Genomic DNA, 20619 nt, shown 5'->3' with positions numbered 1-20619 from the left:
GATGCGATCCGGGTGAGGGGTACAGGTCTATCGATAGATCGCCATCGCGGCGAGAGCCCCTCACCCCAACCCTCTAAGAGAGAGCTTCGCTCGTCTCGACCCCGCAAGCGCGGGGCGAGGGAGCGACAGCTACTTCGCCGGCGGCACCAGATAGACCTTCCAGACCGTCGACGGACCGGGATGGCCGTTGAAGAAGCGCATGGTGGTCATTACCAGCGGCTCGGCGTCCTTGGCGTGCTCCGCCATCCACGCCTCGCAGGGCTTCAGGAACACCGGATCGGTGGTGTCGCAGACGCCGATGAAGCCGAGACGCTTGGCTTCGTCGAGCGACGTCAGCCCCGACGACCAGGCTTCGCCCGGCACCAGCGATGCCGGATGATCCGGACTGTAGAACGTCATCGGCTCGCCGATATCGGACCGCGCGACGACCACGGCCCAGCGCGAATGGAATCTGTCCTGCCAGGTCTGGGTGAGTTCGCGCGCGAGCTCGGAGCGCGCGGCGTAGGTCGAGCCGCCGACATGGTTGGACGCGATCTCCTGCGTGGCGATGCTGGGCGCGGCGATCAGCGTGGCGATCGTGGCCACGAACCAGATCGCGGTGATCGAGAACAGCGCCATGCGCGGGAAGCGAAGCGAGGGAATCGCGACCAGCGCAAGCGGCACCAGGAAGAACAGCGGGATGCCCCAATCGGTCTTGATATAGACGGTGAACGCCAGCGCGCCGAGCGGCGGCCCGATCGCGACGATCAGCTGGATGATCCAGACGTTGAGCGCCTGCGGAAGGTTGACGGCGGGATTGGGTCCGCGCGACCAGACCCGCGCCAGCACGTCCGACGGCCGCCACGGCACCGAGCCCAGCAGCAGCGCCACCAGGCCCAGCACGACGGGAATCGCGAGCAGCCCGACATTGTGCACGACATAGCCGATCACGAGCTGCACATTGAGTGCGCGGCTCGACAGCGCGTAGACGTCACCGGCATAGGTGAACGGCACGAAGTCCACCTCCTCCAGCCACACCAGGTGCGGGATCATCGCCACCGCCATCGTGCCGATCGCAACCCATGGCGCCGGCGAGCGCAGGAATTGCGTCCGTTGCGGATGGATCAGCGCGGCCAGCCCGACGGCGCCGATCATCGTCACCACCCAGTACTTGGTCATCAGCGCCAGCATGCCGGCAAAGCCGAGCCAGAGACCCGACTTGAAGCTGCGCTTCTCGAATGCGTTCAGATAGGCCAGCACCAGCAGCGGCAACGGCACCAGTTGCGCGAGATCGGCGTTGTATTTGAAGCCCTTGAAATTGAAGATCGGGTAGAGCGCGAGCATCACCACCATGAAGAACGCGCGGCGGCGATCGACGACACGCAGCGCGATCAGCCAGCACACCACCAGCGCGAAGCTGACCGTCGTCATCGCAAGCGCATAGGTCGACCAGTTGGTGACCGGAAAAATCCTGAACCAGACCCCGGCGATCCAGCCCGACAGCGGCGGGTGCTTGCCATAGCCGAGCAGGAAGCGCTGGCCCCAGGCATAGGCTTCCGCAACATCCATATGGATGTCCTGTGCGGCCTTGAGCTTGACCAGGATCAGCGTCCACAGCACCGCATGAACCAGCGCGAAGCCGATCACGAACCACAGGCTGGTCCTGGGATCGGTGGCGCGCGAGGCGATCCAGGCGGCAATCCGCCGGATCGTCAGCTTGCGTTTGGTGCGCCGGGCGGCGGGGAGCGTGGAGGCGGTCGACATGGCCTGTGCCTGAGGCATGCCCCGGAAAAGTGGAAAGCGGTTTCCCGGAAGGATCATGCCCGAATGGAAGCGGAAGCGCGATGAGTGCTCATCCGCATTTCAGCGCGCTTTAGCGCGTTTTTGTGGCCAGTGAAATCAGCTTGGCGTGAGAACGCCTCCAGCCAGCGGATTCACTTTCGGGGAAGTCCGGCCGGTGCTCGAAATGCATGGTATCGTAGTGACACCATTTGCCGCCCCAGATGAAGCCGTGACGCTCGAAGATGTCGACGATCTCGCGCGGCATCCAGTTGTTGCAGGGGATGGTCTTGCCTTTGCCGGCCCACAGCCGGTCATCCCGAACTTTCAGGTTGAGGTCGATGGCGGCGGCGTAGCCGTGCATGCTCATCCGCCCGGTGTCGGCGACGCGAAAGACGATTTTCGGGCCGCCGAACCTGGCAGGAACATGCCCGGGAATCGGTCACGGCAACCCAGCCGGAAACGGCGCCGTGATTCGTCGTCACACCGCTGCAAAATACCGCAATTTGGTTGCCCGCGCGGGGGTGCGGATGCTATCCCGCGCCCATGACAACTGCCCCGATTTCGAACATCCGCAACTTCTCCATCGTCGCCCATATCGACCATGGCAAATCGACCCTTGCCGACCGCCTGATCCAGATGACGGGCGGCCTGTCGGATCGTGAAATGGCGGGCAAGGAGCAGGTGCTCGATTCGATGGATATCGAGCGCGAGCGCGGCATCACCATCAAGGCGCAGACCGTCCGGCTGAACTACCGCGCCAAGGACGGCAAGGATTACATCTTCAACCTGATGGACACGCCCGGCCATGTCGACTTCGCCTACGAGGTCTCGCGGTCGCTGGCGGCCTGCGAGGGTTCCCTGCTCGTGGTTGACGCCAGCCAGGGCGTCGAGGCGCAGACGCTCGCCAATGTCTATCAGGCGCTCGACAACAATCACGAGATCGTGCCGGTCCTGAACAAGGTCGACCTGCCCGCGGCCGAGCCCGAGAAGGTCAAGCAGCAGATCGAGGACGTGATCGGCATCGATGCGTCCGACGCCGTGATGATCTCGGCCAAGACCGGCGTCGGCGTGCCTGACGTGCTGGAAGCGATCGTCACCCGCCTGCCGCCGCCGAAGGGCGACCGCGACGCGACCCTGAAGGCGTTGCTGGTCGACAGCTGGTACGACGTCTATCTCGGCGTGGTCGTCTTAATCCGCGTCGTCGACGGCGTGATGAAGAAGGGGAGCCGCATCCGCATGATGGGCACCGGCGCGGCCTACGATATCGAACGCGTCGGCTTCTTCACGCCGAAGATGGAGCAGGTCGAGGAGCTCGGCCCCGGCGAGATCGGCTTCATCACCGCGGCGATCAAGGAAGTTGCCGACACCCGCGTCGGCGACACCATCACCGATGACAAGAAGCCGATCAGCGAGATGCTGCCGGGCTTCAAGCCGGCGATTCCGGTCGTGTTCTGCGGCTTGTTTCCGGTCGACGCCAACGACTTCGAAACGCTCCGCGCGGCGATGGGCAAGCTGCGGCTCAACGACGCAAGCTTCTCCTACGAGATGGAAACCTCCGCCGCGCTCGGCTTCGGCTTCCGCTGCGGTTTCCTCGGCCTGCTGCATCTGGAAATCATCCAGGAGCGGCTGTCGCGCGAATTCGACCTCAATCTGATCGCGACCGCGCCGAGCGTGATCTACAAGATGAAGCTGACCGACGGCACCGAGCTCGAGATCCACAACCCGGTCGACATGCCCGACGTGGTCAAGATCGCCGAGATCGAGGAGCCGTGGATCGAGGCGACGATCCTCACGCCCGACGAATATCTCGGCAGCGTCTTGAAGCTGTGCCAGGACCGCCGCGGCTCGCAGAAGGAGCTCACTTATGTCGGCTCCCGCGCGATGGTGAAATACGACCTGCCGCTCAACGAAGTGGTGTTCGACTTCTACGATCGCCTGAAGTCGGTCTCCAAGGGCTACGCCTCGTTCGACTATCATCTGACCGACTACAAGCCGGCCGATCTGGTCAAGATGCAGATCCTGGTCAACGCCGAGCCGGTCGACGCGCTGTCGATGCTGGTGCATCGCACCCGCGCCGAGGGCCGCGGCCGCGCCATGGTCGAGAAGATGAAGGAGCTGATTCCACCGCACATGTTCCAGATCCCGATCCAGGCGGCGATCGGCGGCAAGGTGATCGCGCGCGAAACCGTCCGCGCGCTGCGCAAGGACGTCACCGCGAAGTGCTACGGCGGCGACATCACGCGCAAGCGCAAGCTTCTGGAGAAGCAGAAGGAAGGCAAGAAGAAGATGCGGCAGTTCGGCAAGGTCGACATCCCGCAGGAAGCCTTCATCGCCGCGCTCAAGGTGGACAGCTGAGGCGGCGCTACCGGCGCGACTGTTGCCCATTCTTGTCCCAGCAACAAAACGCACCATGATTTGAATCGCCACTGCATCGCGCTCCGACTAGACTGCGATCATGTTGCGCATCCTGTTCCTCCTTATCGTCATCCTCGCACTGATGCAGCCGGACCTGAGCTCCGCCGTCTCCTCGAAGAAGCGGCACGGCACCCGCTGGCACGGCTATGGTTTCCTGCCCGGCTACCGGCAGCCGGCGAACCAAACCATTCCGGTGTTCGGCCCGCGCGGCGCCGCCCGCGGCTACCCGGACTATTCGCCGCAATATTGGTATGGCGGGGATTGGTACTATTTCGGCCGCCCCGGATTCTACCGCGGCCGCTACAATGGCGGCAGTTTTGGCCCGTGCTGGACCTGGACGCCGATCGGGCGCGCCTGGCAGTGCGGCTAGAGCGTTTTCGAGCGAAGTGGCTCCGGTTCGCGTGAAGAAAACGCGTCAAAGCAAGAATCTAGAGCCCCGTTCCGATTCTATCGGAACGGAAAAGGCTCTAGCCGCACCTCGCTGCGACATCTTGCGCATGCAACGCACAATCCGCTGGTCCCGGAATGTGCGCATGCAACGCACAATCCGCTGGTCCCGGAATGAGAGGCATGTTGCCCGTCATGTTGCCCCTGGACCTCAGATAGGCCAGCATCCTCCCTGCGCGCACCACAACAAACAACAGCGCCGGGGAAACGCATGAGCAAGGCCGCTCGGTTGGATTATGGCTGGGTCGTCGTCGGCGCGGGCGCGCTGATGACCTGCGTCGGCTTCGGCACCATGCTGTCGCTCGCGGTGTTCCTGCAGCCGATCTCGGATGCGATGGGCTGGTCGCGCGCCGGCGTCTCGGCGGCGGCGACGCTGGATTTCCTCTGCATGGGTTTTGCGGCGTTCGCCTGGGGCGCGCTGTCCGACCGCTTCGGTACCCGCATCGTGGTGCTGGCGGGCAGCCTGTTGCTCGGGCTTGGCCTCGTGACGGCAAGCCAGGCGCAGAGCCTGTGGCAATTCCAGCTCTGCTTCGGCGTGCTGATCGGGATCGCCGCCGGCAGCTTCTATGCGCCGATGATGGCGCTCGCCAGCGCCTGGATCGACAAGCATCGCAGCCTCGCGGTCGCGCTGGTGTCGGCCGGCATGGGCGTATCGCCGCTGACCGTCGCGCCGTCGGCAAGCTGGCTGATCACGGCCTATGACTGGCGCTTTGCGATGCTCGTCATCGGCATCGCCGCATGGGCGTTGCTGATCCCCGCATCGTTCCTGGTGCGCCCGGCGCCGCAGGGAACGGACGTCGCAATCCCGACCGCCGCGAACGTGCCGCAAACTGAATGGACCGCGGCGCAGGCGCTGCGCACGCCGCAATTCATCACGCTGGCACTGGCGCATTTCGCCTGCTGCGCGGCGCATTCGGGACCGATCTTCCACATGGTGTCCTACGCCATGGTGTGCGGCATCGCGCCGCTCACCGCGGTCACAGTCTACAGCCTCGCCGGCTTCTCCGGGCTCGGCGGCCGGCTGCTGCTCGGCGTGCTCGCCGACCGGCTCGGCGCCAAGCCGGTCCTGGTCGGCGGCCTCCTGGTGCAGGCGCTGTCGATCGCGACCTATCTCGCGGTGGCGCAGCTCGGCGAGTTCTACGCGCTGTCTGTCGTGTTCGGGCTGGCCTATGGCGGAGTGATGCCGCTCTACGCCGTGCTGGTGCGCGAGTTCTTCGGCGCGCGCATCATGGGCACGGTGTTCGGCGCGGTGTCGGCCTTCGCGAGCCTCGGCATGGCGCTCGGGCCGTGGGCCGGCGGTTACGTGTTCGACACGTTCCACGGCTATACGTGGCTGCACGCCGGTTCCTTTGCGATCGGCCTCGCCGCGGTCGCCGTGGCGCTGAGTTTCTCGACCAAGCGCCAGCCGTCGCTCGATCTCGGCCGCGCCGCCGCCTGAGCGCGGCTGCATTCGTCACACTCGCGCGCACCGGCACAGCGGATGGATAGCTGATCTGCATCGGCGCCGTCCTGCCTTGCCTTCCCTTGCCCTCTCCTGCCGGATGAGCCACCATCGCCCGGCCTGCCCAACAAGAATGACAGAAGGCGCCGAGGACACGCATGAACAAGCCGCAGGGATTCGACCTTGTCGAGCGGGCGCGCGCGCTGGCGCCGCTGATCACGAGTGAAGCCGACGAGATCGAACGGACACGGCGACTGACGCCATCCGTCACCGCGGCACTGGTCGAGAACGGGCTGTATCGCGCGCTGCTGCCGAAGCGTTTTGGCGGCGCCGAGGCGACACTGGACGCCTTCATGCAGATGCAGGAGGAGATCGCCAAGGCCGATGCATCGACCGCCTGGTGCCTCGGCCAGTGCAGCGTCTGCGCCATGACCGCGGCCTATCTCGAACCCGACGCAGCTAACGAGATCTTCAACACCACGCCCGGCATCCTCGCCTGGGGCGCTATCGCCCATGAGGTGCGCGCCGAGCCCGGCGGCTATCGCGCCAGCGCGCGCTGGGATTTCGCCTCGGGCTCGCGGCAGGCGAGCTGGCTCGGCGCCCATGTCCGCGTCGTCGAGGACGACGGCTCACCGCGCAAGAAGGCCGACGGTTCGCCGGAGATCCGCACCATCCTGTTCCCGATGTCGTCAGCGACAATGTATGACGTCTGGGACGTGATCGGTCTGAAAGGCACCGGCACCGATTCCTACTCGGTCGACAACCTCTTCATTCCGGAGCAGTTCGCCGCGCTGCGCGACGATCCCGCCGCGTGCCGCGAGCCGGGGCCGCTCTACAAGCTCTCCACCAACATGGTGTTCAGCATGGGCTTTGCCGCCACCTCGCTCGGCGTCGCGCGCGCCATGCTGGACGCGGCGACCGAGCTTGCCCGCGGCAAGACCCCGCAAGGCCTCAAGGCGATGCGCGACAACAATGCCGTGCAGGGCCAGATCGGGCGCACCGAGGCCAGCCTGCGCGCCGCGCGCGCCTATCTGTACGCGACGGCCCACGAGGTCTGGAACGATCTCGTCCGCGGCGACCCGATCACCGAGGCACATCGCGTCGCGATCCGCATCGCCTCGACCTGGACCATCCACCAGTCGGCCGCAGTGGTCGACATCGCCTATCACATGTCGGGGGCAACGGCGGTGTTCGCCAAGAATCCGTTCGAGCGACGGTTTCGCGACATGCACGCAATCGCGCAGCAGATCCAGGCCCGCGACACCCAGTACGAGGACGCCGGCAAGGCGATTTTGGCAGGCAATCTCGGCGCTCCGCCGACCGCGCGCTAAAGCATGATCCGGAAAAGTGCGAAGCGGTTTTCCGAAAAGATCATACTTGAACAGGAACTGAAGCGCGATCAAGTCAGATTGCATCAGGGCGTTGACTCATAAGTCCGCTGTGTCGGCTCTGCTCCCTAAAACACAACATCGCCGGGTAATCATGGCATGTCGGTTTTGGGCCCAACAGTGGGCATGACGACTGGCGGCCCTCGCAATCTGAATTCTGTCCCCGACTGTGCAAAATGGATTCTGTCGACTGCCCGGATTTTTCAGCGGTGCGGTAACGCATTGAGCTCGCAGAGGGCAGCCGTCGCGCTTGGTACAGCCAAAATTCGCAATCTTGGTGCTGTTTTATGAGCAGGCGCAGCGCATCTATTCGTTCGTATAAGCAACCGAACTGCCTTGGCAGTTCTTGGTTAGTCGGCGCGTCCGCGCGCTCTGCAGCAGTTCCACCAAGAGACAAGGAGTATTCCCATGAAGGCCATCGTTGTAACGGACCAAGCCGCGGGAACGGCCGGGATGAAGCTGGTGGACCGGCCCGAGCCGCAGGCAGCGATAAACGACGTCGTCGTTCAGGTTTATGCGTCAAGATTTGTCCCGACTGAGCTGGCGTGGCCCTCGACCTGGACCGATCGCCTCGATCGTGACCGAACACCGTCGATCCCGGGGCACGAGCTGGCCGGAGTGGTCACCGCTCTCGGATATGGCACTACAGGGCTATCGGTGGGACAGCGGGTGTTCGGTCTAGCGGACTGGTATCGCGACGGCACGCTGGCCGAGTATGTGGCGATCGAGGCGCGCAACCTCGCGCCGCTACCGGGCGACGTCGACTTCACAATGGGCGCAAGCCTTCCGGTCTCGGGCCTGACGGCATGGCAAGGACTATTTCAGCACGGCCGCCTCCAGGCGGGGCAGAGTGTCCTCGCACACGGCGCGGCCGGCGCGGTCGGGTCGATGGTGACGCAACTCGCGCGAGAGGCCGGCGCGTATGTGATCGGCTCCGGGCGGTCCGCCGACCGTCAGACTGTGCTCGACTTCGGCGCGCAGGAGTTCGTCGATCTCGGCAACGACGCCCTTGAGGACGTCGGCAAAGTCGATCTGGTGTTCGACGTCATTGGCGGTGAAATCCAGAAGCGGTCGGCAAAACTGATTCGAGGCGGAGGAACGCTGGTGACGGTCGTTGGGCCGGCCGAGGCGCGACCTTCCGACGGCCTGGCGGTCGACTTCGTCGTCGAGTCCGATCGTTCCCAACTGAGTGAGATCGTCCGGCGGGTGCGGGACGGACGCCTGCGGACAAACATCGGCAACGTCTCGACTCTCGACGAGGCCGTCGCTGCCTTGAATCCGACCGGTCGACGCAAAGGGAGTACGATCATCCGCGTTCGCCCCTGAGTGACACATGCCTATTGATGCGCGCAGCCGGCCGGCCCTGTCAGGCCAGACGTTGAACAGTACGAAAGTAGCACCGGCGGCCATGGTCGCGGCACGAATACCGGCGGCGCAACATCCGGTTGTTAAGCTTTTTCTGCGACTTTGCGGACGGCGCTAATGCCTGGAGTTTCGCTGGTCCCATGTTCACGCTTCGATCGATTGCCGCCCGCCTGATTCTGGCGATTTCGCTGACTGTCGCAGTCGCCTGCGCCATCCTCGGCGGCTTCTCCATCAGCCAGCAGCGGGCGCTGACGCGGCTCGCGCTCGATCAGCAGCTCAAGCTGCAATATGACAGCGTGATTGCAGCGATCGACTACGAGGGGCGCGCGGCGCTCGCGGTCTCGGCGGTCATCGCCGCCTTGCCGCCGGTCGAGGACGCCATCGCCAAGGGCGACCGCGACGGCCTCGGAAAGCTGCTCGGCGCCTCCTGGGCGTCGATGAAGGCGCAGGGCATCCCGCTGATCTCGTTCTGGCAGCCCCCGGCGACCAGCTTCTACCGGGTCCATGCGCCGAAGACTTTCGGCGACGACGCCTCGACGCGGCGCACCACGGTGGTGGAATCGAACAGGACCGGCAAGCCGATCGTCGGCGTCGAGCCCGGCCGCGAAGCGCTTTCGATCTTCGGCATGACCCCGATCATGCGCGACGGCAAGACGCTGGCCAATGTCGACGTCGGCGCCGCCTTCGGCAAGGAATTCGTCGACCGCGCCAAAAAGCGCTTCGGCATCGACCTTGCGGTGCATTCCTTCGACGGCCAGAGCTTCAAGCGGCTGTCCTCGACCTTCGGCGATACCGTGGTCGCGACCCAGGACGAGCTCAAGCGTGTGATGAACGGTGCGGCCCTGCTGCGCGACGCTGTTCTCGACGGCCATGCGGTGGAGCTCTATCTCGGCCAGATCAAGAACTACGCCGGCGAGCCGGTCGCCGTGCTCGAGATCGTCAAGGACACCAGCGACTATGAAGCCGCCGCGGCAAGCGCGCAGCGCAATCTGATCCTTGGCGTGGTCGCGATCATGGCCGCCGCCGTGCTGCTCGCGTTCCTGCTCGGCCGCGGCCTGTCGCGGCCGCTCACCGCGATCACCGCGGTCATGAACCGCCTGTCCAGCGGCGACACCAGCGTCACGATACCCGGCAGCGAGCGCCGCGACGAGCTCGGCACGATGGCGAAGGCGGTCGACGTGTTCCGCCGCAGCATGGTCGAAACCTCCTCGCTGCGCGAGGCGCAGGAGGCCGACAAGGTGAAGGCGGAGGCCGACAAGCAGGCCTTGCAGCGGCAGATGGCCGATCGTTTCGAAGCCGACGTCAAGGGCATGGTCGCCGCCGTCGCGCGGTCCTCGGGCGACATGCAGCGCGTCGCGGGCGAGATCACCGCCAGCGTCAACGGCGCCTCCGAACGGACCTCGGCGGCAGCCGCCGCGTCCGAGGAAGCATCCGCCAGCGTCAATGCGGTCGCAGCCGCAACCGAGGAGCTGGCGTCCTCGATCACCGAGATCGGCCGCCAGGTCACCCATTCCAGCCGCGTCGCCGACAGCGCCGTGACCAAGGCCATGGAGACCACCGAGATGGTGACGAGCCTCGCCGCATCGGCAGAGAAGATCGGCGACGTGCTGCGCCTGATCAGCGCGATCGCGAGCCAGACCAATCTGCTGGCCCTCAACGCCACCATCGAGGCCGCGCGCGCCGGCGAGGCCGGTCGCGGCTTTGCCGTGGTCGCCGCCGAGGTGAAGGACCTGGCGAGCCAGACCGCGAAGGCGACCGAGGAGATCGCCGGCCAGGTCGGCGCGATCCAGTCCGCCACCGGCAACTGCGTCAGCGCGATCGGCGACATCAGCGGCACCATCCGCGAGATCTCGGGTATCGCCACCGCGATCGCAGCCGCCGTCGAGCAGCAGGACTCGGCGACGCGGGAGATCGCCCGCAGCGTGCAGCAGGCGTCCACCGGGACCGTCGAGGTCTCCGCCAATATCGCGGGCGCGAGCGAGGCCGCCAGCCAATCCCGCGCCCTCACCGGCAATGTGCTGGATACGTCCGGCCAGCTCGGCGATCACGCCGCTGCGCTGTCGCACAGCGTCGACACCTTCCTCGCCGGACTGCGCAACGCCGCCTGAGCGGCGGCGCCGGGCTTCAAGTCATGGCCAGGGCAGCACGGGCGGCGGAGCGGACCGGTCGGACTTGTCGTCCGGCCGAGCGTCGACCCGCCCCCAATCGCGCATGAACGGCATCTGCAGCAGGCCGCGCAGCGACTGCTTCTCGGGATCATCGAAGCCGTCGAGGCCATAGCGCAGCTCCGCGAAGCGTGGACCACGATTATAGGTGCCGCCGAGCCGGTCCCAGATCGAGAGCAGGTTCGAATAATTGCTGTCGGTCTCCGGCTGATGACGCGAATGATGCATCTTGTGCATGTTCGGCGTCACGAAGACGAGCCGCAGCCAGCGGTCGAGCCGCTCGGGCAGGCGGATATTGGCGTGCTCGAATTGGGCGTTCAGCGCCGACAGCGTCAGATAGGTAACCAGCACCCAGGCCGGTGTTCCGAACACGAAGACGCCGGCGACGTGCCAGCCGATCCGCCACAGCGTCTCGCCGGGATGTTCGCGGAACGTCGTGGTGACGTCGACGAAGCGATCGGCATGGTGCATGCGATGGAAGCGCCACATCCAGCCGAGCTTGTGCATGGAGACGTGGGCGAAATAGGCGAACAGGTCGAGCCCGATGATCCCTAGCAGGAGCTGGTTCAGGGGTGACAGGCCGAGCCACCAGGACAGGCCGAATTTCGCATCCAGCGTCCATTGCGCGGCCAGCGGCGACAGCGGGCTGAGCAGCAGGTTCACGCCGACGAAGATCACGGTGATGGCGGGTTGCGGCCGATATTGCGCATCCGGTCGCTGCGGCCGTAGCTGAACAGCGGAAACGCGGCCTCGAACAGCAGCACGATCGCGAACGACGCGAGCAGGAACGCGATCCGCGCGCCGGTCGACGGCAGCTCGACATGAGCCATCTCAGCCGCGCCCGGATGCCACAGAAGCTTTGCAAAGCCGATCATGCCGTCAGCCTCCCCTCTTTACAAAACGAATATTCGTTCTTTATAATGGCAACGAATGTCGTCAAGCCCGCCGCATCGGCCGGCCGCGACCTGACAAGGACCCGACTATGCCGAAGGTGAAACCCGAAACGCTGGCGATCCGCCGCGAGGAGATCCTGCAGGCCGCGGAGATCTGCTTTGCCCGCCAGGGATTTCACCAGACTACGATCCAGGACTTGATCAAGCAGTCCGGGCTCAGCGCCGGCTGCATCTACGGGCATTTCACGGGCAAGGAGGAGCTGATCCAGGCGATCGGCGAAAGCCGCCATGGCCGCGACAGCGCGCTGCTGGCGCTCAAGGGTCCACCGGACGACGTGTTGCAGAGCCTGCGCTCGATCGCCCGCGCCTTTCTCGGCGACCTGCAGAAGGAAGAAGGCCTGCGCGCCCGCCGCGTCGCGTTGCAACTCTGGACCGAGGCGCTGCGCGACGACGTGGTCCGCGACCAGGTGACGAGCGGAATCCGCCAGCCGATCGCCCTGATCGTGGACTTGCTGCGGCGCGGCCAGAAGAGCGGCGCGATCGACCGCGGCGTGCAGCCGCGCGGCGCGGCGCGGGCGATGGTGGCGATGTTCCAGGGCATCGTGCTGCAACGGCTGTGGGGCGAAACCGTCTCGACCGCGGAGGCGATGCACGCCTTCGACATCTTCCTTGCCGGCCTTGCCGCCAAGCGCTGACGGGGGATGCGGTGATCGTCCCCGACCTCCTCGCCGGCATCGGCGCGGGCCTCGCCGGCGGTCTCACCGCCGGGCTGCTCGGCGTCAGCCCCGGCGGCGGACTGGTCGTGTTCTCGGTGCTACTGCTCGGCGCCGGCCAACATGTCGCGCAAGGCATCTCGCTGGTCGCGCAGGTGCCGCCGACCAGCCTCACCGGGATCCGGCGCTATTGGCAGAGCGGCAACCGCACGCCATTGCGCTGGATCGCGCTGCTGACAGTCGGCTTTGTCGCCGGCGGCGCGGCCGGCGCACTCGCCGCCAACCATGTCGCCGAGCCCGCGCTGCGCTGGACCTATATGGCCTATCTCGTCGTGCTCGACGCGATGCTGATCCTGCGCGGCGGACGCGACGAGGCGAAGCACGACGACAAAGTCACCGCGCGCGAAATATCCTGGCCGGCGCTGCTCATTGTCGGGCTGCTGGCGGGCCTGTCGTCGGGCTTTCTCGGCATCGGCGGCGGACTGGCGACCGTGGTGGGCTTAAGCGCCGTGCTCGGGGTGCCGCAGCATCAGGCGCAGATGGCAAGCCTCGTGATGTCGCTGATCCCGACCACGATCCCCTCGGCCTGGATCTATTGGAGCGAGGGCTCGCTGGCGTCCTGGCCGGTGCTGGCGGGCGTGATCGTCGGCCTGCTGGCCGGCACCGATCTCGGCGCCCGCGCCGCCAACCGCATCGACCGCGCGCGGTTACGCAGCGCGATGATCGTCTTCGTCTCGCTGATGGCGGTCTATATGACCTTCAAGGCGCTGTGGTAGATAGATATAGGTACGTCCTCCTCACGGAGCCCACCATGCGCAAGCCGGCAGCATCGACCAGCAAGGCGGCGCGACGGCCGCACGCCAAACCGGCAGCTGCGCTGTTCGACACGTACCCTGCCCCGGTCAGAGCCAAGCTGCTGGCGCTGCGGCGGCTGATCTTCGAGACCGCGAAGGCAACCAAGGGCGTCGGCGCGCTGGAAGAGACATTGAAGTGGGGCCAGCCGAGCTACCTCACGCCGGAGACCGGCAGCGGCAGCACGGTCCGGATTGATCAGGTGAAGCCGGCTGCCGACCAGGTCGCGGTCTACTTCCACTGCCAGACCAATCTGGTCGAGACCTTCCGCGAACTCTATCCCGAGCTCAGCTACAGCGGCAACCGCGCCATCCTGCTCGATGTCGCGGGCAAGCTGCCGGAGCCCGCGCTGCGCCACTGCGTGGCGCTGGCGCTGACTTATCATCTCAACAAGAAAGAATCGTAGGGCGTGAAGGCGACGGCGGTGCGCTCCCTCTCCCCGTTCTTACGGGGAGAGGGTTGGGGTGAGGGGCCGTCTCCGCACATTCGGTAATAGCTGCGTTCGCGGAGAATCCCCCTCACCCGGAACGCATCTAACGATGCGTTCCGACCTCTCCCCGCACGCGGGGCGAGGTAAGGGGAGCCCGACGCTCGATCGAGGTAACATCTCTGCCTCTAGGCTCCACTACGCCACCAGCGCCGTCGCGACGCGCTGCGCCTTGAGCAGGCTAATGACCTCGGGGTTCGGCCGGGCGCGGCTGAACAAGAAGCCCTGGCCCTCGTGGCAGCCTTCGGCGCGCAGCCGGCTCAACTCCGCCTCGGTCTCGACGCCCTCGGCGGTGATGGTGACGCCGAGCCCGATGCCGAGGCTGACGATCGAGCGCACGATCGCCTGCGCGTCCGGGTTCGCACCGAGGTCGCGCACGAACGACTGGTCGATCTTGATCTTGTCGAACGGGAAGCTGCGCAGATAGCTGAGGCTGGAATAGCCGGTGCCGAAATCGTCCATCGACATCCGAACCCCGAGCGCGCGGAGCGCATGCAGCGTCGCCAGCACCTGGCTGCTCTTCTCAAGCAACAGCGTCTCGGTGATCTCGAGCTCGAGCCGCCGCGCCGGCAGGCCGGATTGCCGCAGCGCGTCGGTGACCAGCGCCAGCAGATTGCCGGTACGGAATTGCAGCGGCGACAGATTGACCGCGACGCGCACGTCATCCGGCCATTGCGCCGCGTCCATGCAGGCGCGATGCAGCATCAGCGCGCCCAGCGGATTGATCAGCCCGGTCTCCTCGGCCACCGGGATGAACTCGCCCGGCGAGATCATGCCGCGCTCCGGATGCGGCCAGCGCACCAGCGCCTCGAAGCCGGTGATGCGCCCGGTCGCAAGATCGACCAGCGGCTGGTAATAGGGCCGCAGGCCTTCGTTCTGGATCGCATCGCGTAGGTCGATCTCGATCTTGCGGCGGCTCTGGGCACGCGCGTCCATCTCCGCCTCGAAGAAGGAGAAGGTGCCGCGGAATTCGCTCTTGGCGCGCGACAAGGCCATGTCGGCGCTCTTCAGGAGCTTTTCGGAATCCTCGCCGTCGCCGGGCGACATCGCGATCCCGATGCTGGCGCCGATCACCACCGAGTGCCCCTCGAGCAGATAGGGCTCGCCGATCGCGTCCAAGATCCGCCGCGCCAGCAACACCGCGTCCTCGGGCCGCATCACGCCGCCCTGCACGATGGTGAACTCATCGGAGTTGAGACGGGCCAGCGCATCTTCCTCGCGCAGCGTCGAACGCAGGCGCTTGGCGACCGCGCGCAGCAGCTTGTCGCCGATGCCGTGGCCGAGCGTTTCGTTGACCGCCTTGAAATTGTCGAGACCCAGCATCAGCACCGCGACCTTGTCGGTGGAGCGGCGGGTGTGCTGCAGCATCTCGTCCATCTGCTGGCGCAGCAGATTGCGGTTGGGCAGGCCGGTCAGGCTGTCGTGCTGGGCCATGAAGGCGAGCCGCGCCTCGGCGCGCTTGCGCTCGGTGATGTCCATCAGCGCGAGCAGCATCGCCGGCTGGTCGCCATGCATCAGCTGGCGCGAATAGATCGCAAGGTCGATCAGCGTGCCGTCGGCGCGCACATGCTTCCAGGTCCGCGCCGCCTGCTCGTCGCTGCTGCGGCCCGCCGCCCAGGGCAGTTCGGCATCGAACGCCTGCAGGCTCCTGATCGTCATCCGCTCGAATTCGGCGCGGACATAGCCGTAATGCGCGATCGCGGCGTCGTTGACCGCGAGGATCCGCTCGCCGTCGAGCGCGCACAGGATCATCGGCACCGGATTGCCGTCGAACAGCAGGCGGAACGACGCCTCGCGCTGCTTCAGTTCGGTGATGTCGACGCGCAGGCCGACGATGCCGCCATCCGAGGTCAGCCGCTCCTCGATCAACACCACGCGGCCGTCGGCCAGCACCTGCTCGTGCCGCTCGCCGGGCTGGTACATCTTCCTGAGCCGTTCGGCGATCCACTCTTCCTCGCGGCCGGCAGCCTCGGGATAGTCGCCGCGCGCGACGCCGATGCGGATGGTGTCTTCGAGGCGCGCACCGTGCTCGAACAGGTCGGAGCTGCGCTTGTAGATTTCCGAGTATTTCTTGTTCCAGAGTGTGTAGCGGCCTTCCGGATCCAGGAACACGATGCCCTGCGGCAGGATGTCGATCGCCTCACGCAGCCGCGCGTTGGATTTGCGCGCCTCGGCGATCGCGGCTTCGGCCTGCGCGCGCTGGCGCACCAGTTCGCCGATCTCGACCGCGGGGCGGCGCGATCTGCCCGACACTTTCGGCATCGGTGTGGGACGACGGCCCCGAGGACGGGACAGTTTGGCCTGGTTCGGTTTCTTGGTCTTTTTCTTCGGCCGCATCATCGGTATCGCACGCCCCACGCGCATTCCAGTTCGGCGATATATCTGCGATAAGTCTCTGAAAAATTGGTATCTCTTGGCGAGTAGCTGCGCTGCCTGAGAAACCCTTGCATGCCTGCTTTGCAGGCGAATTCACGCCGGGCGCGAGTTTGCTCCCGGCGCGCCGGCGGCGCACGGCACAGATTCGCAGCGTGGAAGCGCCGGCGCTTGGTGAAGGAAGCGTAAACCGGCGCGCGATTGCACAATGAATGCGCCGAAGACGCTTCAAGCGCATCAATGTTCGTCAGCGTGCGGCAGGGTTATCGCGCGGTTAAAGCGCGGTGCGCCTCAGCCTTCGGATTTTGCCGGATCATACCTTAGTTGGTGATTTCGATGCGCGTGCCGCCTCGGCCGTTGCGCTCGACCAGCCCATAGAGCATTGCGGCGTGCGAGGGATGCAGGCGCACGCAGCCATGCGAGGCCGGCCCGCCAAGGCGCGTGAGTTCGTATGTTCCATGGATGGCAAAGCCGCGGTGGAAGAAGATCGAGTGCGGCATCGGCGAGTTATAGTACTTCTTCGAGTACCAGCGGCGCGCCAGCATCTGCGGACGGAACACCCCACTCGGCGTGCCATAGCCGCGGCGGCCGGTCGACACCGGCCAGTTGTAGCGTCTCGCGCCATCGACGCTGACCGCCATGCGCTGCGATGATTTATCGATGTGAACGACGACGTCGGCCCGCGCCGGCGAGAGCGCCAAAATCGGCGCGGCAATCGCGGCGGCAAACGCCAGCCGTACGCACGATACGCTCGTCACAATAACGCCTACCCTGAAATTATTGCGGACATGATGTCGCCCACAACGTGCGCTTGTAAAGTGGCGTGGCTCACATCGGAGCCTGGAAGCCGCAGGTAATCTTAATCCACCCTGTGGGCGATCAAGCGAATGGGATGAAAGCGCGGTCCGCCTGCTCCGAATCCATGCTAGCCTTGCGCCGACAGAGTGATCCGAATGACACCCCGCCTGCGTTTGTTCCCACTCCTGATCTTAGCCCTCGTCGCCTGCACCATCTCCGCGCGGGCGCAGGACAGGGGCTCGCTCAATCCACAGCCGCTGCCGCCGCTCGCCAACCCCAATGATCCAAAGATCGGGGCGAAGCAGCTGTTCGCGCGCAAGGTGCTGCCGGCGGCGTTGCCGACCCGGTCGATCGGCGGCTACACCAAGGGTTGTCTCGCCGGCGCCGCGCAGATGCCGCTCAACGGCGACACCTGGCAGGTGATGCGCCTGTCGCGCAACCGCTACTGGGGTCACCCGAACATGATCGCGCTGCTGAAGCGGCTTGCGGCCAACGCGCACAAGGACGCCGGCTGGCCGGGCATCCTGGTCGGCGATATCGGCCAGCCGCGCGGCGGCCCCGCGCTCTCCGGTCATGCCAGCCACCAGATCGGACTCGACGCCGACATCTGGCTGACGCCGATGCCTGATCGCAAATTGTCGCGCGAGGACCGCGAGGAGATGTCGGCGGTGATGATGGTGCGCGACGACCGGCTCGACATCGATCCACGCGTCTTCACGCCGGGCCACGTGCTCGTCATCCGCGACGCGGCGCGGGAGCCGGCGGTGCAGCGCATCTTCGTCAATCCCGCGATCAAGAAGGCGCTGTGCCGCGAGGCCACGGGCGATCGCGGCTGGCTGTCGAAGATCCGGCCGTGGTGGGGCCACGACTACCACTTCCACATTCGCATGCGATGTCCGCCCGGCAGCCCTAGCTGCGAGGGACAGAAGCCGCAAGCGGAGGGCGAAGGCTGCAAGCCGTCCGATCTCGCCTTCTGGTTCAAGGATTCGGTGCTGCATCCGAAGCCTCCGCCGAAGCCGCCGAAACCCCGCCCGCCGATGACGCTCGCGCAGATGCCGGCTGACTGCAGGACGGTGCTGAACGCCCCCGACGCCAAACAGCAGCTGCCAGGGCAATGACATCTTCGTCAGGCGGCTATGCCGGCCGGCTCGAACTGCGATATGATCTCGTGCCGTCGCGCCGTAAGCGCGTTCGGGCGATGGATCGGGGCGGCTGATCTATTCTAACCGTCATCATGAATGGACCAGACATGCGCAAATCGCTCCTCGCCGCATCGCTCGTACTCGTCTCGACCTCCGCTTTCGCGGCGGAGGAGCCGAGCGGCTGTGACAAGTTCAAATGGTCGATCGAGCGCGCACGCGCCGCGCTGACCGCGTCCGATCGCGCCAAGGTCGTATCAGGGAGCGAGCAGACGGCGCTGCCGGCGACCGCGATCACGCTGGCGCTGGTGCCCCCCGGCGACGCCAAATTGCCGACTCCGCCGGAGCGCGCACCGAAGGAGGGCACCTTCGCCGGCTTCACCAGCTTCAAGGCCGCGCCGAAGGCCGGGCTCTATACCGTCAGCCTGTCGGCCGGGGCCTGGGTCGACCTGGTGCAGGACGGGCATTTCCTGAAGCCAAAGGCGTTCAGCGGCGCGACCGATCGCGACGGTATCCGCAAGACCGTGAAATATGACCTCGCCGCCAGCCCCTTCGTGCTGCAGGTCAGCGGCTCAAAAGAGAACTCGCTGTCGATCGCGATCCAGCCGGCGGACGAATAGGACGAGCGGTTAGACAAACGGTCGCCTTTACCGTAAGCCCCAGCCTGCTATGTTTGCAGTGCGATATCCCTGAGGACCGTAAGTCCGTCGGGGACCAGCGGAACAGCGCTTCCGTTCGTCGCAGGCCAGACCTCACCCAACGCCTGATTTGCGCGCCCGTTCGCGCGTGAACCCGCACGGAGCGCTTTCCATGCCACGACTTTCAATTTCAAGGCTTGCCGGACTTTTCACCGCCTTCGTCATCCTGCTCGGCGCGCTGCATTCGCCCGCGAGCGCCGAGGACAAGACGCTCACCATCTTTGCCGCCGCCTCGATGAAGAACGCGCTCGACGACATCGATGCAGCCTATACCGCCAAGAGCGGCGTCAAGATCACCGCCAGCTATGCCGCGAGTTCGGCATTGGCAAAACAGATCGAGCAGGGCGCGCCAGCCGACGTGCTCGTCTCCGCCGACACCGACTGGATGGACTATGCGATCAAGCAGAAGAACATCAATGAGCAGACGCGGGTGAACCTGCTCGGCAACTCGATCGTGCTGATCGCGCCGAAGGATTCCAAGCTCGACAACGTCAACATCGGACCCGGCTTCGATCTCGCCAAGCTCGCCGGCGACGGCAGGATCGCGACCGGCGACGTCAAGGCGGTGCCGGTCGGCAAATACGCCAGGGCCGCGCTGGAGAAGCTCGGCGCCTGGCAGGCGGCGGAGCCGAAATTCGCGATGGCCGAGAGCGTGCGCGCCGCGCTGACGCTGGTGGCGCGCGGCGAAGCCGTGCTCGGCATCGTCTATTCGACCGACGCCAAGGTCGAGCCAGGCGTCAAGATCGTCGGCACCTTCCCGGCCGACACCCATCCGGCCATCATCTATCCGGTCGCAGCAACCACGACCGCGAAACCGGAGACCGCCGAGTACCTGGCCTTCCTGCGCTCGTCCGCGGCGAAGACGATCCTCGAGAAATACGGCTTCAAGTTCCTGATCAGCCCGACGATCTAAGCGTGTTTGAGATCTCGCCGACCGAATGGACGGCGATCCTGCTGTCGCTGCGGGTCGCCGTCATCGCAACACTGGTGGCGACCCCGTTCGGGGTAGCGCTCGCCTGGCTGCTGGCGCGGCGCGATTTCTGGGGCAAGTCGCTGCTCGATGCCGCCGTGCATCTGCCGCTGGTGCTGCCGCCCGTCGTCACCGGCTATTTGCTGCTGTTGACCTTCGGCAAGCGCGGCCTGGTCGGCGGCTGGCTGGCCGACCATCTCGGCATCGTGTTCGCATTCCGCTGGACCGGCGCGGCGCTCGCCTGCGGCGTGATGTCGTTTCCGCTCCTGGTGCGGCCGATCCGTCTCTCGATCGAAGCGGTCGACCGCCGCCTCGAGCAGGCGGCCGAGACGCTCGGCGCCGCGCCGTGGCGGGTGTTCGCAACCGTGACGCTGCCGCTGGCGCTGCCCGGCGTGCTGGCCGGCATGGTACTCGGTTTTGCCAAGGCGATCGGCGAGTTCGGCGCGACCATCACCTTCGTCTCCAACATTCCCGGCGAGACCCAGACCATTTCGTCGGCGATCTATTCGCTGATCCAAACGCCGGATGGCGACACCGCCGCGGCGCGGCTCGTGATCATCTCGATCGTGCTCGCGGTCGGCGCACTGGTCGCGGCTGAAGTGTTCGCGCGTCGCGCCACCGCGCGCCTGCATGGACAATAGAGAATGATCCGGAAAAGTGTGAAGCGGTTTTCCGAAGAGGTCATGCTCAAACAAGGAGCTAAAGCGCGATGAC

At 65.7% G+C, this 20619-nt stretch carries 19 protein-coding genes; 13 read left to right on the top strand and 6 right to left on the bottom strand.

All coding sequences use genetic code 11. From position 1 onward, the window contains the following. Nucleotides 1-129 precede the first annotated feature (129 nt). Nucleotides 130-1743, bottom strand: a complete 1614-nt coding sequence (locus J2R80_RS10125; protein ID WP_057019504.1) for a glycosyltransferase family 39 protein — start codon at nt 1741-1743, stop codon at nt 130-132. Between the two features lie 109 nt (nt 1744-1852). Continuing rightward, nucleotides 1853-2128 carry a M15 family metallopeptidase gene (locus tag J2R80_RS10120; protein WP_256527827.1) on the bottom strand — a complete coding sequence of 92 codons (276 nt, stop codon included), beginning with the start codon at nt 2126-2128 and terminating at the stop codon, nt 1853-1855. 176 nt (nt 2129-2304) lie between these two features. Here J2R80_RS10120 and lepA point away from each other — a divergent pair, with 176 nt between their 5' ends. From lepA to J2R80_RS10090, 6 genes are all read left to right on the top strand, one after another. Continuing rightward, a complete protein-coding gene (gene lepA, locus J2R80_RS10115; protein ID WP_057019506.1) occupies nt 2305-4116 on the top strand; it encodes a translation elongation factor 4 in 1812 nt (603 codons plus the stop codon). 100 nt (nt 4117-4216) lie between these two features. Continuing rightward, a complete protein-coding gene (locus J2R80_RS10110) occupies nt 4217-4546 on the top strand; it encodes a hypothetical protein (protein WP_253588681.1) in 330 nt (109 codons plus the stop codon). Between the two features lie 288 nt (nt 4547-4834). After that, on the top strand, nt 4835-6061 hold the full coding sequence (locus tag J2R80_RS10105) for an MFS transporter (protein ID WP_253588680.1): 1227 nt from the start codon (nt 4835-4837) through the stop codon (nt 6059-6061). Nucleotides 6062-6222: 161 nt separating this feature from the next. Further along, a complete protein-coding gene (locus J2R80_RS10100) occupies nt 6223-7395 on the top strand; it encodes an acyl-CoA dehydrogenase family protein (protein ID WP_076831139.1) in 1173 nt (390 codons plus the stop codon). Between the two features lie 465 nt (nt 7396-7860). After that, on the top strand, nt 7861-8778 hold the full coding sequence (locus J2R80_RS10095; RefSeq protein ID WP_057019509.1) for an NADP-dependent oxidoreductase: 918 nt from the start codon (nt 7861-7863) through the stop codon (nt 8776-8778). A gap of 179 nt (nt 8779-8957) precedes the next feature. Further along, on the top strand, nt 8958-10925 hold the full coding sequence (locus J2R80_RS10090; protein WP_253588679.1) for a methyl-accepting chemotaxis protein: 1968 nt from the start codon (nt 8958-8960) through the stop codon (nt 10923-10925). A 21-nt stretch (nt 10926-10946) separates the two neighbouring features. Here J2R80_RS10090 and J2R80_RS10085 read toward each other — a convergent pair whose 3' ends face one another. Next, nucleotides 10947-11660 (bottom strand): sterol desaturase family protein, encoded by a 714-nt coding sequence (locus J2R80_RS10085; RefSeq protein WP_253638512.1) that lies wholly within the window; start codon nt 11658-11660, stop codon nt 10947-10949. Further along, on the bottom strand, nt 11657-11857 hold the full coding sequence (locus J2R80_RS10080; RefSeq protein WP_253638511.1) for a hypothetical protein: 201 nt from the start codon (nt 11855-11857) through the stop codon (nt 11657-11659). Before J2R80_RS10080 ends, J2R80_RS10085 begins: the two co-directional genes overlap by 4 nt. 107 nt (nt 11858-11964) lie before the next feature. On the opposite strand from J2R80_RS10080, the gene J2R80_RS10075 reads away from it, so the two are divergent. From J2R80_RS10075 to J2R80_RS10065, 3 genes are read left to right on the top strand one after another with little or no spacing between them, the layout of a single operon-like run. Further along, nucleotides 11965-12570 (top strand): TetR/AcrR family transcriptional regulator, encoded by a 606-nt coding sequence (locus tag J2R80_RS10075; RefSeq protein WP_253588677.1) that lies wholly within the window; start codon nt 11965-11967, stop codon nt 12568-12570. Nucleotides 12571-12581: 11 nt separating this feature from the next. Then, nucleotides 12582-13364 (top strand): sulfite exporter TauE/SafE family protein, encoded by a 783-nt coding sequence (locus tag J2R80_RS10070; protein WP_057019511.1) that lies wholly within the window; start codon nt 12582-12584, stop codon nt 13362-13364. Nucleotides 13365-13399: 35 nt separating this feature from the next. Continuing rightward, entirely contained in the window at nt 13400-13846 is a 447-nt protein-coding gene (locus J2R80_RS10065; protein ID WP_057019512.1) for a DUF1801 domain-containing protein, read from the top strand. Between the two features lie 219 nt (nt 13847-14065). On the opposite strand, the gene J2R80_RS10060 is transcribed toward J2R80_RS10065, so the two are convergent. Next, on the bottom strand, nt 14066-16267 hold the full coding sequence (locus J2R80_RS10060) for an EAL domain-containing protein (protein ID WP_168858364.1): 2202 nt from the start codon (nt 16265-16267) through the stop codon (nt 14066-14068). Between the two features lie 353 nt (nt 16268-16620). Beyond that, complete coding sequence (locus tag J2R80_RS10055) at nt 16621-17058, bottom strand: L,D-transpeptidase (protein WP_225163662.1); 438 nt, start codon at nt 17056-17058, stop codon at nt 16621-16623. A gap of 195 nt (nt 17059-17253) precedes the next feature. Between J2R80_RS10055 and mepA the strand changes: the two genes are divergently transcribed. The 4 genes from mepA (at nt 17254) to modB (ending at nt 20546) form a co-directional block, all read left to right on the top strand. Further along, on the top strand, nt 17254-18216 hold the full coding sequence (mepA, locus tag J2R80_RS10050) for a penicillin-insensitive murein endopeptidase (RefSeq protein ID WP_253588676.1): 963 nt from the start codon (nt 17254-17256) through the stop codon (nt 18214-18216). A gap of 131 nt (nt 18217-18347) precedes the next feature. After that, nucleotides 18348-18857, top strand: coding sequence for a hypothetical protein (locus J2R80_RS10045; protein ID WP_253638510.1), 510 nt, complete (start codon nt 18348-18350; stop codon nt 18855-18857). A gap of 205 nt (nt 18858-19062) precedes the next feature. Further along, complete coding sequence (gene modA / locus J2R80_RS10040; protein WP_253640954.1) at nt 19063-19848, top strand: molybdate ABC transporter substrate-binding protein; 786 nt, start codon at nt 19063-19065, stop codon at nt 19846-19848. 2 nt (nt 19849-19850) lie between these two features. Next, entirely contained in the window at nt 19851-20546 is a 696-nt protein-coding gene (modB, locus tag J2R80_RS10035) for a molybdate ABC transporter permease subunit (RefSeq protein ID WP_092122814.1), read from the top strand. The last annotated feature ends 73 nt before the right edge of the window (nt 20547-20619 follow it).

The organism is Bradyrhizobium sp. USDA 4541, from assembly GCF_024171085.1.
Lineage (GTDB): Bacteria > Pseudomonadota > Alphaproteobacteria > Rhizobiales > Xanthobacteraceae > Bradyrhizobium > Bradyrhizobium australafricanum.
This window is presented reverse-complemented; position numbering and strand designations above follow the sequence as displayed.

What these genes read in the sequence shown, in the direction of transcription:
- J2R80_RS10125 (WP_057019504.1), bottom strand. Translation starts at nt 1,743, where the DNA reads ATGTCGACCGCCTCCACGCTCCCCGCCGCCCGGCGCACCAAACGCAAG.
- J2R80_RS10120 (WP_256527827.1), bottom strand. Translation starts at nt 2,128, where the DNA reads ATGAGCATGCACGGCTACGCCGCCGCCATCGACCTCAACCTGAAAGTT.
- lepA (WP_057019506.1), top strand. Translation starts at nt 2,305, where the DNA reads ATGACAACTGCCCCGATTTCGAACATCCGCAACTTCTCCATCGTCGCC.
- J2R80_RS10110 (WP_253588681.1), top strand. Translation starts at nt 4,217, where the DNA reads ATGTTGCGCATCCTGTTCCTCCTTATCGTCATCCTCGCACTGATGCAG.
- J2R80_RS10105 (WP_253588680.1), top strand. Translation starts at nt 4,835, where the DNA reads ATGAGCAAGGCCGCTCGGTTGGATTATGGCTGGGTCGTCGTCGGCGCG.
- J2R80_RS10100 (WP_076831139.1), top strand. Translation starts at nt 6,223, where the DNA reads ATGAACAAGCCGCAGGGATTCGACCTTGTCGAGCGGGCGCGCGCGCTG.
- J2R80_RS10095 (WP_057019509.1), top strand. Translation starts at nt 7,861, where the DNA reads ATGAAGGCCATCGTTGTAACGGACCAAGCCGCGGGAACGGCCGGGATG.
- J2R80_RS10090 (WP_253588679.1), top strand. Translation starts at nt 8,958, where the DNA reads ATGTTCACGCTTCGATCGATTGCCGCCCGCCTGATTCTGGCGATTTCG.
- J2R80_RS10080 (WP_253638511.1), bottom strand. Translation starts at nt 11,857, where the DNA reads ATGATCGGCTTTGCAAAGCTTCTGTGGCATCCGGGCGCGGCTGAGATG.
- J2R80_RS10075 (WP_253588677.1), top strand. Translation starts at nt 11,965, where the DNA reads ATGCCGAAGGTGAAACCCGAAACGCTGGCGATCCGCCGCGAGGAGATC.
- J2R80_RS10065 (WP_057019512.1), top strand. Translation starts at nt 13,400, where the DNA reads ATGCGCAAGCCGGCAGCATCGACCAGCAAGGCGGCGCGACGGCCGCAC.
- J2R80_RS10060 (WP_168858364.1), bottom strand. Translation starts at nt 16,267, where the DNA reads ATGATGCGGCCGAAGAAAAAGACCAAGAAACCGAACCAGGCCAAACTG.
- mepA (WP_253588676.1), top strand. Translation starts at nt 17,254, where the DNA reads ATGACACCCCGCCTGCGTTTGTTCCCACTCCTGATCTTAGCCCTCGTC.
- J2R80_RS10045 (WP_253638510.1), top strand. Translation starts at nt 18,348, where the DNA reads ATGCGCAAATCGCTCCTCGCCGCATCGCTCGTACTCGTCTCGACCTCC.